The sequence below is a fragment of the Streptomyces sp. NPDC025273 genome, assembly GCF_040638585.1.
Classification (GTDB): domain Bacteria; phylum Actinomycetota; class Actinomycetes; order Streptomycetales; family Streptomycetaceae; genus Streptomyces; species Streptomyces cinereorectus.
This window is the reverse complement of sequence record NZ_JBEZYP010000012.1, coordinates 216719-228659: the sequence shown is the minus strand read 5'-3', so window position 1 is coordinate 228659 and position 11941 is coordinate 216719. Positions and strand designations below refer to the sequence as shown.

Sequence of the window (11941 nt, the reverse complement as noted above, 5' to 3'; positions counted from 1 at the left end):
CAGACCTACTTCGACGTCACTCTCCATCTCCATGACTGGTTCAACGCACCCCGATCGGGTGAGTCACGAACCTCCACCCACCTGATAGAGCGTCAGCAAACTAGACTCCAGAAAGGCCCTGTGACCAGGACAAATGGAGAAGCACGACTGGAGTACTAATACCGCAACGGTCTTTGGCCTGATGGCCGGGCAGGTTCCGGTGGTGTGCCGCCGAGTCGTCCGTCATGGCTGAGGCGAGCTCGGTGCCGTCGCCGGTGTGACCGGTGCAGAACGTGGTCGATGCCCGGGCGGGACCGGTCGAGCCGGCTGATCAGACACCGTAGTTCAGGGAGAGCAAGGGGTATGAGCCGGGCGGATCCGCTTCCGCGCAGGCGACCGTCCGCCGTGAGCGGGGTGGGCCGCTTCGGCCGGAAGTGGGCGCTATCGAGAGACGATCTTCAGTACAGTGAAAGCCAGTTGGCCTTCGTACTGTTCAGGCGGGAGAACCATGAAGATCGCCATCACGGCGCTGGACGACGGCGGTCGGGTCGGTACGGACGATCTCAGGGGCTGGCTCGGGAAGCAGCGGGAGCTGCGCGGGCGCGTGCAGCGCGGGGCCGGTGATCCGCCGGCGCCCGGGACGATGGGGACGGCCACCGAGTTCGTCACCGTGCTGCTGGAGCCGGGGGGCATCGGCACCGTGCTGGCGGCTGCGGTGGTCACCTGGGTGCAGAACCGCAGCGGCAGTCAGACCGTGACCATCACGAGGCCCGACGGCACCGAGGTGACCGTGACGTCCGACCGGGTCAAGGGCCTCAGCGCCCAGCAGGCCGGCGCACTCGCCCAGGAGATCGCGGGGCAGCTGGGCGTCCCGACGCAGCGCCGGGACCCGGCCGAGCGTGAGGTCCAGGCCGAGCCTGGCGTTGCCCCGGCAGAACCCGGGGCGGCGGGCGGAACCGCCCAGGCACCCGGTGACGGACGGGAAGAATCCGGGCCCGACGCCGAGCCCGGGGCTGACACCCGCCGTCCGTGACCGCTCCGCAGCGCCGTACCAGTGACCTCGCGGGCCCCGGCGTCCGCGCCGTGGTCGTCGGCACAAGCGTCCACGGCGCCGGGTCTCGACTCCCCGACCTGCCCAGCGTCGAAGCGTCCGCCCGCGACCTCGCCCGCGCCCTCCACGGGATCTGCGGCATGGAGCCCTCGCAGATCGAGCTGCTCCTCGACCCCTCCGACGGCGCCACCGTCGTCGAGGCCATCGAGCAGGCCGTCGCCGACACCCGCGGCCTGGTCCTCTTCGCGTTCATCGGCCACGGGCTGCTGGGCCCGCAGGACCAGCTCTACCTCGCCACCGCCACCAGCTCCGCGCAGGGCATCGCGCGCTCCATCCCGTACCAGGTCATCAGGGACACGCTCGGCAACAGCGGCGCCCGCGTCGTCGTCCTGCTCGACTGCTGCTTCTCCGGCATGGCGCAGGCAGCCTCCCGGGGATCCGCCCGCGACCCCTACGTCACCGCACGGCCCGACGGCAGCTTCCTGCTGACCTCCGCCTCGAACTACGCCGTCTCCTTCGCGCCCGAGGGCGAGCGTCACACGCTCTTCACCGGGAAACTGCTCGACCTCCTCCAGGAGGGCGATCCATCCGCGCCCGCCTGGCTCACCCTGGACGGTGTGTACGCCCATCTCGACCGCCGGTTCCAGGACGGGCCCGTACGCCCCCACCGGCAGAGCGAGGACCGGGTGGGCGAACTCGTCGTCGCCGCCAACAGGGCCTATCCCGCCGCCTCCGTACCCACGCCCGGGACCGCGCACCCCGCCGACAGCACGGCCTGCCCCTACCCCGGCATGGAACCCTTCCGACCTGAGGACCACGAGCGCTTCTTCGGCCGCGAGGCGCTCGCCGGCGATCTGATCACCGAGGTCGTACGGCCCGCACGGCCGACGGGTGCGCCGGAGGCGGCGGCCCCCGCGCCGGTCGTCCTTGTCGGCGCCTCCGGTGTCGGCAAGTCCTCCATCCTGCGGGCGGGTCTGCTCGCCGGCCTCGAACGCCGCTACGAGTCAGACCCCGCCACGCCCTGGCCCGCGCTGTTGCTCGCGTCCCCGGGACCGCACCCGCTGCGCGCCCTCGCCGACCTGTGGACCCGGGCCTCCGGCACACCGCGGGCGGAGGTCGAGCGGCAGCTCGGCGACGGCCGCCTGCCCGGCGACGGGGCCTGCCGGGTGCTGGTCGTGGACCAGTTCGAGGAGGTCTTCACCGCCTGCAAGGACACCGACGAGCGCGCCCGGTTCATCCGCGCCCTGTGCCGCGGCGCGACCGCCGCCACGGACAGCGACAGCCCCCGCGTCGTCCTCGGCCTGCGGGCCGACCACTACGGAAGCTGCCTCGAACACCCCGAGCTCCGTCCCGCCCTCAAGAGGCAGTGGAATGTCTGGCCCATGGACGAGGACGCCCTGCGCGCCGCCATCGAGCACCCGGCCCACGACGCCGGACTCCAGTTGGAGACCGGACTCGTCGGCCTCCTCCTCCGTGATACCCGCGAGGGCGGCGGCCGGGACCACGGCTCGGCGCTGCCGTTCCTCGCCCACGCCCTGCGCGAGACCTGGATGCGCCGCAGCGGCGCGACCCTCACCCTCTCCGGATACGCGGCGACCGGCGGGATCTGGGAATCCGTGGCCCGTACGGCCGAGGACATCTACGAGGGCTTCGACGAGCCGGGCCGCGAAGCCGTCCGCGAACTGGTCCTCGCCATGGTCACCCTCACCGGCGGCGGCGACGAGGCCGTCCGCCGCCGCATCGGCCTCGACGAACTGCTCGAGGACCGCTCCGGGGCCCGGCGGCGCACGGTCACCGGCGTCCGCGACCGGCTCGCCCGGGCCCGCCTCATCACCGTCGACCAGACCACGGCCCAGATCTCCCACGAAGCGCTCCTGCGTGCCTGGCCCCGGCTCCGGCGCTGGATCGAAGAGGACCGGGCCGGGCTGGTGACCCGCCAGCAGCTGACCGACGCCGCGGACGCCTGGAACCGCGCCGGGCGTTCCCCCGAGTACTGCTACCGCGGCACGCGCCTGGTGGCGGCCGACGACTGGCTGGGCGAGCAGCGGCACGCACGGCTGGTACGCCCCCTCGACCGGGAGTTCGTCGCCGCGAGCCAGGCCCTCGACCGCTCCGAACGACTGCGCGAGCGGCACCAGTTGGAGGAGGAGAGGCGCCGTACGCGCGAGCTCCGGGACGCGCTGGAACGGGAGCACGAGCAAGCGGAGAACCTCCGTCAGGCGGGGTTACGTCTGCGGCGTCAGGCGCGCCGGCTGAGGCAGTTCGCCGGGGTGATCGGCGGGATACTGTGCCTGGCCCTGGTCGCCGCGGGAGTCGCGCTCCAACAGCGGTCGAACGCCCGGGCCAACGGCGAACAGGCACAGAACCGCCAGCTCCAGGCAGCCGCCCGCTCCGGCATCGGCACCGATCCGCGCGCGGCCCTGCTGCTCGCGGTCGCCGCCTACCGCGAGGCCCCGTCGTCACAGACCCGCGACACACTGACGGACGTACTGAGCGGAACGCAGTACGCGGGCTCCCTCGACGCCGGGGGCTGGGTCGAATCAATGGCGTACAGCGGCGACGGCCGGACCCTGGCCGTGGGCCGGTACGACGGGATCGTCGGCCTGTGGGACGCGTCACGGGCCGGCGGGGAGCCGCGCACGCTCGCCGAGGTCGTCGCGAAGGAGCCGGGCTTCCTCGGGGAGACCGCGCTCTGGATAGGCGACGGCACGTCCCTGCTGCTCACCGGGGCGGACGACGAGAAGTCCGTGGGCGCGTTCTCGCTCGCCGCCGACCGCGGCCGCCCGCAGCCCCGGGGCAGGAGCGCGCTGCCGATGGAGGGGCCTGTGGAACAGGCGGAGTTCAGCCCCGACGGCCGGCTGCTGATGACGTCGTCCTCCTACGAGACGAGGCTCTGGTCGGTGGACCCGGGACGCGCCGCCGTCCGCGCCCGCGCGACCTTCCCGCAGCGCGAGAGCAACGTCCAGGCCGCCGCCTTCGGGCCGGGCGGGGTCTTCCTCGCGCTGGCCTGGCAGGACGGCACAGTGGAGCTGTGGGACGTCGGGAACCCCGCCCGGCCGCGCAGCCTCGGCACGCTGGAGGGCACCGGCGGCCCGGCCCACGCCATGGCCGTCAGCTCGGACGGGAAGACCCTCGCCGTCGGCTCCGGCGACGCCCAGGTCCGCCTGTGGGACGTCTCCGCGGCGGCCGGCCAAGGCCTTGCCGCCGCGGACCGCCGCCCCACCGCCGTGGTCAGCGGCCACGGCGGCCCGGTCGAAGCCGTCGCACTCAGCCGGGACGGCCGCCACCTCGCCCTCGGCAGCACCGACCACTCGGCGACGGTATGGGACGTCTCCGGGGCCCGCCCGGCCCGTTCGGCCGTCCTGTCCGGTCACGCCACCACCGTCTCGGCCCTGGCATTCGCGCCCGACGGCCGTACGCTCGCCACCGGCGACCGCGACGGAAACGTACGGTTCTGGTCGCTGACGGACCGGATGCTCCCCACCATCGCGGCGCGGCCGTACACCGTACCCGCATCGGACTACTACCGGTGGGTTGAATCGGTGGTCCCCCACGTCATGTCCCCCGACGGGCGCCTGCTGGCCGTGGCCGCCGCCGACGATCAGCTCGGTCTGATTCCGCTGACAGGGCTGTCCGCGGGCCACCGGGCGGGCGCGGTCCGCCTCGCGGGCGGGGAATTCCAGAACCAGGCGATGTGGTTCTCGACCGACGGCGGTCGGCTGGCGGCCGAAGGCCCGGCAGGCGTCCTGACGGTGTGGAACGTCAGGGATCCCGCCCGCCCGAAGCAGGAGTTCCGGTTCCGCGCGGGCGCGGCGGGCGACACGTACGACCTGAACGTCTCCATCCGGGACGGCCTCATGGCGACCGGCTCCAAGGCCGGTGCCACCCTGTGGGACCTCTCCCGGCCCGGCCGGCCGGAGCGGCTCGGCTCCGTCAAACGGAATTGGAAGCACGTCCCTGAAGTCCTGCTCGCCCCCGACGACCCCGTCCTGGCCGTCGACGGGGCACTGTACGACGTAGGCGACCCGCGCAGGCCCGACCGGTTGTCCGCCCTGCCCTCCGCCGACGGCAGCCGTCCCTATCCGACGCCGCGCGCGTTCTCCCCCGACGGCACCCGACTGGTGGTGACGGAATTCGGTGGAAGGGGAGGCTTCCTCTACGACGTCTCCGACCCGGCCCGGCCCCGCTTCCGGGGCCACCTCCCCCAGGGCAGCGAGACGGGGCCGTACGCGTTCAGCGCGGACGGCCGACTGCTCACGGGAGCCGGCTCCGGCACCCGGCTCCTGGCCTGGGACGTGTGGGACCCCACCGCTCCGCACCCCGTCGCAACCCTCACCCTGGAGGACGAGGCGGTCGCCCTCGGCATGTCCTCCGACGGCGCCACACTGACCACGTACAACTACCCCGGTCAGGCCGTCCGCTGGAACATCGCCCAGCTCGGCGCCACCCTGCGTGACCCGGTTCGACGGGCATGCCGCCTCGCCGCGGCCAACCCCACCCTCGCCGAATGGGAGCGGATGGCCCAGGGTGTCCCCTTCCGACGCGTCTGCCCCACCCTCACCCCCGCCCCCTCTCCATCGCCCACGGATGTCCTCACGGCCTTCCCTGTTCGCGCGACTCCGCTCCCCGCGGGGAACTGAGGACGGCCCGGGCTCCCGAACCGCTGGATCAGCTTGCCCGCCCTGACCACCCTCATCGCCGACGACGAAGCCCCCCTGCCGGTGCGCGGCGGCCATGGCAGCCGAGCGGGACTTCTTCCCGCCGGTCGTACCGGCGTCACCGAGGCAGAGGCCGGCCGGCGGCCTCATCGGGTTCCGGCGGCGTCGAACCGGAGCCCGACGGACGAGCGAGGACCACGGTCCCGGGCACGGCGGACTCGGGCCGAGGTGTCACCCGCGGACAGGTGACGCGGCGTTGAGGGGGGTGGAGATCCGCCCCCGCCGCTGACGCGGCCACGCCGACGAGGAGTCACCCGCCATGAAGATGACCAACAGATCGGTCGTGTACGACGCGTCCGGCAAGGTCATCGTCGAGCAGAAGCTGTCCGGGGACGGGGTCAGGGGCGAGGGCTGATCCCCGTGGCGCCCGGCGCGTGGGCGGAAGGGCGCGCCGGGCCGCGGGTCAGCGCGGTCCCAGTGCGACGAGTGCGACCAGGAGCAGGAGCAGCAGGGCCCAGCCGAGCACCCCGATCCTGCGGCGCCGCGGGTCGCGCCCCTGGCGCCATGTGCCGATCTTGTGCGGACCGTGTGCCATAGCAACTCATCCTATGACCTGACGTCATCGGTGGCGGCCCCGCGGTGCCGGTCCCGTGGCCGTTCACGGCGTGACGTAGCCGCCCCAGCCGAACGTCGCGATGTAGGCCCGCCGGACCGCGTTCTCGCCACGTGCACCCCGGACGTGGACGACCGCCAGGGCCAGGACGAACCAGGCGGCACAGACGACGGACACGATGAAGACGATCAGGACCCAGCGGGGTCCGGAGAAACCGGCGGCCACGAGCAGCACACCGATGGTCAGGGCCAGCCCGAGGTGGGCACCGCCCGTATCGGCTCTGAGCAGGTGCCGTACGGCCTGCCGGTCGTTGCGGATGTCTCGCGTGTGGCGTCCACGCGCTGCTTCGCCGTCCGGCACGGGCCGGTCGGAGTGTGCCATGAGGATCCCCTCCGTCACCTCCATTCTGCTGGACGCGAGCGCCCGCGGTGCGGTCAACCCCCTCGAGGTCCTGGGTGCACGCCTGTCGCACGGACACGGAGTGCGGAACGCGTGGCGCCTCCGGCACCCCGCGAGCGCCACCGCTTTCGGGGCCTGCGGCGTACAGACCTCAAATACCTGGCAGTTCGGCAGGGCGGCGCGCTACGCTGCCCGCGATGATGACTCACTCCGTTCACAGATTGGGGGACCCGTCCGCGCAAGGTGAGTGCTGATGCTCACTCACACCGCGAACCGGGATTCCCACCCGTCCTTCTGGCTGCGCGTGCGCGAGTTCGCCGTGCCGCCCTCCATGATCGAGACTGCGACCGCCCGCCGTGCCGCCGGCGACTGGGCAGGGGCGTGCGCCGCCGCAGGCGTCGACGTCGATCTCGACCTACGGTCCGTGGCGCGGACCCACGGGCAGGAACACGCGGCCCTGATCCGGGCCGATCTGCGTCATCTGGCACCCGATCTGCTGCGCTGGCACATGCCGAGGATCGCTCCGCACGGTCTGCTGCGGCCGGGTCTGACGATCGCCCTGGCCCGGTACGACGCCGCCGCTCGCGCACGCCCGTTGCATCTCGTGGTCCGAACTCCGCCCGCCTGGGCGGACGCCGGCCAGCGGATCAGCCTCGGTCTGTGGGACGGATCCCACACCGGGGCGGGCACCCGCCGCCATCCGCACCCCCACCCGAACCGGCGGTTCCGCCTCGATCTGCACCGCCATCTGTGGGACGCGCGCAGGACCGGCGAGCTGCGGACCCGTTCCGGGGCAGACCGGCAGCCCGCCGGCCATGCCGAGGTGGACCCGGAGGTACGGGAACGGGTGCCGCCGGGGCGCCTCTGCGCCGTCGACCGGTGGGCTGCCGAGGCGGAGAGACTGCTCCGCGCCGAGCGGCGGACGGACGGCTTCGTCGCCGTACGGTTCGGAGCCCGGCACCGGCTCCACCTGGACCTGGTCGCGGAGGCGGACGGCCCCCCCTGCCTGCGCATCGCGGAGCCGGCCACCGGACACGGCGCCCCGGCGCCACCGGTCCTGCCGGACGCCGCGACCTGGGTACTCCCCGACCTGGAGCTCCTGCGCACCGGCTCGATCGAGCCCGGGCGGCTCCACCCACTGGTCATCGAGGCACTGGTCCCGGATCATCCATGGGCCGGCACCTCCCGTACTCCGCAGGAGGCAGGACAGCCGCACCTCGTGGAATGCCGAGGCGCCAGGCACCGGATCGGCCTGGTCGACGGCGTCCTGGCCCCGCTGGACCACGACCCGGACGAGATCCGCCGCGAGGAACTCCTCGTCGCACTCACCGGAACCCCGCTGCCCTGCCTACGGGCCATCGACGAGGCGCACCGCCGCCCGGACTGCCTCGCCGGGGTCCGCGAACGCCTGGACCACGGCGACACCGCCGGTGCGCTGGCTGTCGTCGAGGGGCTGCTCGGTCCCGGAGCCGTGCTGCGCGGCGGCGCCCTGCGGGAGGAACTGGAAGCGGCCGCGCGGCGACGGATCACGTACGGACTGTTCAGGGCGGATCTGATCGGACCCGGACCCGCCCGCTACCGCCCTGACCATGTCCTCATCCGCGACCCACACGCCCGCCCGCGCCACCTGACCCCCCGCTGACCCGGCTTCCTCCGCCGCGCCGCCGGCACCCCCTCACCCCGTCACGAACCCGAAAGGTGATCACACATGTCCACATGCACCCCGCCCGTCACGGCCGCCACCCCCTCCGGCCCGCCCCGCGCCTCCCAACTCGACGTGGCCGACGGCCTGACGGCCCTGCTGCGTGACACCGCCACCGAACCGCGCCCCGATACCCAGCTGGAGGCACTGACGCTGGCCGTGGCCGCCGACCTGCCCGTACTCCTGTGGGGCGAGCCGGGCATCGGCAAGACCGCGGCCCTCACGCAGCTCGCCGCGTCCCTGGACCTTCCGCTGACCACGGTCATCGCCAGCGTGCACGAGCCGTCCGACTTCTCCGGGCTCCCCGTCATCGGGGACGACCCCGCGGAGAACGGCGTCCCGATGGCCCCGCCGGACTGGGCCGTACGCCTCGTCCGGGCAGGCCGGGGGCTGCTGTTCCTGGACGAGCTGTCCACCGCGCCCCCCGCCGTCCAGGCCGCCCTGCTCCGCCTCGTCCTCGAACGGCGGATAGGCACCCTGCGACTCCCGCCCGGGGTCCGCATCGTGGCCGCCGCCAACCCGCGGTCCTCGGCGGCCGACGGATGGGAACTGAGCCCGCCGCTGGCCAACCGGTTCGTCCACCTGAAGTGGGCCCATGACCACGAGGTCGTGGTGCGCGGTCTCGGCGGCACGTGGCCCCGGGCCACCCTGCCCCAGCTCGACCCCGGGAGGCTGCCCGAGGCCGTGGACTTCGCCCGCCGCGCCGTGTGCGGGCTCCTCGCCGCCCGGCCCAAGCTCGTGCACCAGATGCCCGGCAGCGAAACGCGCCGCGGCGGCCCCTGGCCGTCGCCCCGGAGCTGGGACATGACGCTGAGCCTGATCGCCTTCGCGACCGCCGCCGGCTCCTCCCGAGAGGTGTTGTCCCTCCTGGTCAGGGGCACGGTGGGGGACGGCCCGGGGCTGGAACTGCTGGCGAGCCTGGACCGGTTGGACCTCCCGGACCCGGAGACGCTGCTCGCCGACCCGGTGGGTGCGGTCCTCCCCGAGCGAGGGGATCTGCGCCAGGCCGTCCTCGACGGTGTGGTGGCGGCGGTCCGCAACCGCCCGGAGAAGTCCCGCTGGGACGCGGCATGGGCACTCCTCGTCCGGGCACTGGACACGGGAGCGCCGGACCTCGTGGTCGTCCCCGCGACCACACTCGCCTCCCTGCGCCGGGAGGACTGGGACGTTCCGGAATCCATCGAACGGCTCGCCGGAGCGGTGTCCCTGTCCCGGCGCGCGGACCGGGCCGCCGACCGGGCGGCGGCCCGGACCGCGGTGGGCGCGAAGGCGGGTCGATGACCACGGGTGATCCGGGGGCACTGGACCTCGACAAGCTCTTCGCCGCCCGGCTGCACGCCGCACGGGTCCGCCCCTATCTGGCGACGGCGCTGTTCGCCCTGCACACCGTGGAGTCGCGACGGGTACCGACGATGGCCGTCGACCGGCACTGGCGCTGCTACGTCTCGCCCACGTTCGTGGCACGGACATCGGAGGAGGAACTGGCCGGGGTGTGGGTGCACGAGGTGTCCCACCTGCTGCGCGACCATCACGGACGCAGCGACCGGGTCGCGCGGGAGCGCGGGCTGACGGGCCCGGGGGAGCGGCTGCGGATGAACATCGCCGCCGACTGCGAGATCAACGACGACGTGTTCGGCGACGGGCTGGTCGGGCCCGAAGACGCCGTCGAGCCGTGGTCCCTGGGGCTCCCCGGGGGGCTGCTCATGGAGGAGTACCTGAGCAGATTCCGGCTCGGCCCGCACACGCAGGGCCTCGCCTGGCTGGACTGCGGCAGCGGCGCCGACGGGCTGGAAAGGGGATGGGACCTGGGACCGGACGGTGCGCACGGGCTCAGCGCACAGGAGCGTGACGCGGTGCGGTTCCGGGTGGCGCAGGGCATCACCGGCCGTCCGGGGAACGCCCCGGAGGGCTGGCAGCGGTGGGCGGACGAGGCGTTCCACCCGCCCCAGCCATGGCGCGACCTGCTGGGCGCGGCGGTCCGCTCCGCGGCCTCCGGCTCGGGCGCGGGCGAGGACTACACGTACGGCCGTCCGTCCCGGCGCTCGGCCTCGCTGCCCGGCATCGTCCTGCCCAGCCTGCGGCGCAAGCCGCCCCGGGTCTCCGTGGTCATCGACACCTCCGGATCGGTCAGCGACGCCGAACTGGGCAGCGCGCTCCTCGAAGTCGCCGCGATCTCCCGTGCCGTGGGCGGCCGTCGCGACCTGGTCAGCGTCCTGCCCTGCGACGCCTCGGCCAGGGTCGTGCACCCGCTGTGCAGTGCCGAGGGCATCCCGCTGGTCGGCGGCGGGGGGACGGATCTGCGCACGGGTTTCACCAAGGCGCTCCGGACGCAGCCCCGGCCGGACGTCATCGTGGCCCTGACCGACGGGCAGACGCCCTGGCCGAGCGCCCCGCCACCGTGCCGGACGGTGGTGGGCCTCTTCCCCCGGCACGGGGACGGCTCCTGGGACGAGGACGATCCCGACTACGTCCCGGACGCCCCGCCCTCGTGGGCCCGCGTGGTCGACATCGGGTAGGGAAAGCGCCCCGCGGCGGATCCGGGGGGCCGCGGTCGCCGGCCCTCCGGTATCCGTCGCTGCCGGCTCTCAGGCCTTCGGCTGGGTGAAGCGGATGCTGTTGCCGAAGGGGTCACGGAGGCCGCAGTCGGTGCCGTATGGACGGTCGGTGGGCTCGTCCGTGAACTCGACACCCCGGCTCAGCAGCGTCTCGTACGTCGCGCGGCAGTCGTTCGTCGTGAGGATGAGTGAGCCTCCCATCGCGCCCTTGGTCACCAGCTCCCGCACCTGCTGCGCAGTTTCCTGGGACATCGCCGGAGGCCCCGGCTTCTCCAGGAGGATCTGGCGCTCCGGGTGACCCGGGACGCTGACGGTCAGCCAGCGCATGAAGCCCATGTCGACATCGGCGTTGACCTCCAGGCCGAGCGTGCCCACGTAGAAGTCGAGGGCCTCGTCCTGGTCGAGTACGTAGATCTGTGAGTGTGTGATCGCGGTGAACATGTGCTTCACGCTACTGGCCGCGCCGTAGCGGAACTTCTCCAGAACTGCTCAGTTGCGCGGCGGTCAGGTGCGCGGCCGGGTCCATGCCTTCGTGAAGCACGTCGGGACGTCCAGGGGCACTGACTCCCTGCGGTACGTCCTCGGCGGTCGCCCGACGATGTCCCGGAACGTTCGGCTGAAGGTCCCGGCGCTGCCGAAGCCGACCTCGAAGCAGATGTCCGTCACGCTGCGGTCCGTCTCCCGCAGCAGGAACATCGCCCGCTCGACACGGCGCCGCTGCAGATAGCGGTGCGGCGTCTCGCCGAACGTGGCCCGGAAGGTGCGGGCGAAGTGCGCCGGTGACACGTGGGCGATGCGGGCCAGGGCCGGGACGTCCAGCGGTTGTGCGTACGCCCGGTCCATCGCGTCCCGTGCCCGGAGCATACGGCGGTTCGTCTCCTCTGAGGCGCGGCTCACGAAGCCATCAGACCATGTCCCCGGACCCTGGCCTGCCTCGGCGGGGTGGTGATCCTCCGGGGCGTCGCGTACGGGGCCGTTCCCGTC

At 73.3% G+C, this 11941-nt stretch carries 9 protein-coding genes; 5 read left to right on the top strand and 4 right to left on the bottom strand.

The annotated features are described in order from the left end of the window. The first annotated feature begins 487 nt into the window (after positions 1-487). Together AB0F38_RS21225 and AB0F38_RS21220 are read left to right on the top strand one after the other, a co-directional pair. The gene (locus AB0F38_RS21225) at positions 488-1012 is read left to right on the top strand and encodes a hypothetical protein (RefSeq protein ID WP_361895461.1); all 525 of its coding nucleotides are present in this window, start codon (positions 488-490) and stop codon (positions 1010-1012) included. After that, positions 1009-5670, top strand: coding sequence for a hypothetical protein (locus AB0F38_RS21220; protein ID WP_361895458.1), 4662 nt, complete (start codon positions 1009-1011; stop codon positions 5668-5670). Before AB0F38_RS21225 ends, AB0F38_RS21220 begins: the two co-directional genes overlap by 4 nt. A gap of 481 nt (positions 5671-6151) precedes the next feature. On the opposite strand, the gene AB0F38_RS21215 is transcribed toward AB0F38_RS21220, so the two are convergent. Then, on the bottom strand, positions 6152-6283 hold the full coding sequence (locus AB0F38_RS21215; protein WP_361895455.1) for a hypothetical protein: 132 nt from the start codon (positions 6281-6283) through the stop codon (positions 6152-6154). A gap of 63 nt (positions 6284-6346) precedes the next feature. After that, positions 6347-6682: a hypothetical protein gene (locus AB0F38_RS21210; protein ID WP_361895452.1), complete on the bottom strand. Its 336-nt coding sequence runs from the start codon at positions 6680-6682 to the stop codon at positions 6347-6349. A gap of 271 nt (positions 6683-6953) precedes the next feature. Between AB0F38_RS21210 and AB0F38_RS21205 the strand changes: the two genes are divergently transcribed. The 3 genes from AB0F38_RS21205 to AB0F38_RS21195 all read left to right on the top strand — a co-directional run bounded on the left by AB0F38_RS21205 (position 6954) and on the right by AB0F38_RS21195 (position 10918). Continuing rightward, the gene (locus AB0F38_RS21205) at positions 6954-8342 is read left to right on the top strand and encodes a hypothetical protein (protein WP_361895449.1); all 1389 of its coding nucleotides are present in this window, start codon (positions 6954-6956) and stop codon (positions 8340-8342) included. Between the two features lie 66 nt (positions 8343-8408). Next, positions 8409-9683 carry a MoxR family ATPase gene (locus AB0F38_RS21200; RefSeq protein WP_361895447.1) on the top strand — a complete coding sequence of 425 codons (1275 nt, stop codon included), beginning with the start codon at positions 8409-8411 and terminating at the stop codon, positions 9681-9683. Continuing rightward, the gene (locus AB0F38_RS21195) at positions 9680-10918 is read left to right on the top strand and encodes a VWA-like domain-containing protein (RefSeq protein WP_361895444.1); all 1239 of its coding nucleotides are present in this window, start codon (positions 9680-9682) and stop codon (positions 10916-10918) included. Before AB0F38_RS21200 ends, AB0F38_RS21195 begins: the two co-directional genes overlap by 4 nt. A 69-nt stretch (positions 10919-10987) precedes the next feature. On the opposite strand, the gene AB0F38_RS21190 is transcribed toward AB0F38_RS21195, so the two are convergent. Beyond that, the gene (locus AB0F38_RS21190) at positions 10988-11398 is read right to left on the bottom strand and encodes a VOC family protein (protein WP_361895442.1); all 411 of its coding nucleotides are present in this window, start codon (positions 11396-11398) and stop codon (positions 10988-10990) included. A 63-nt stretch (positions 11399-11461) separates the two neighbouring features. Further along, positions 11462-11854 (bottom strand): AraC family transcriptional regulator, encoded by a 393-nt coding sequence (locus AB0F38_RS21185; protein WP_361895439.1) that lies wholly within the window; start codon positions 11852-11854, stop codon positions 11462-11464. Between the last annotated feature and the right edge of the window lie 87 nt (positions 11855-11941).

Coding starts and splice junctions, on each gene's coding strand:
- AB0F38_RS21210 (WP_361895452.1), bottom strand. CDS start 6,682: ATGGCACACTCCGACCGGCCCGTGCCGGACGGCGAAGCAGCGCGTGGA.
- AB0F38_RS21215 (WP_361895455.1), bottom strand. CDS start 6,283: ATGGCACACGGTCCGCACAAGATCGGCACATGGCGCCAGGGGCGCGAC.
- AB0F38_RS21195 (WP_361895444.1), top strand. CDS start 9,680: ATGACCACGGGTGATCCGGGGGCACTGGACCTCGACAAGCTCTTCGCC.
- AB0F38_RS21190 (WP_361895442.1), bottom strand. CDS start 11,398: ATGTTCACCGCGATCACACACTCACAGATCTACGTACTCGACCAGGAC.
- AB0F38_RS21225 (WP_361895461.1), top strand. CDS start 488: ATGAAGATCGCCATCACGGCGCTGGACGACGGCGGTCGGGTCGGTACG.
- AB0F38_RS21200 (WP_361895447.1), top strand. CDS start 8,409: ATGTCCACATGCACCCCGCCCGTCACGGCCGCCACCCCCTCCGGCCCG.
- AB0F38_RS21205 (WP_361895449.1), top strand. CDS start 6,954: ATGCTCACTCACACCGCGAACCGGGATTCCCACCCGTCCTTCTGGCTG.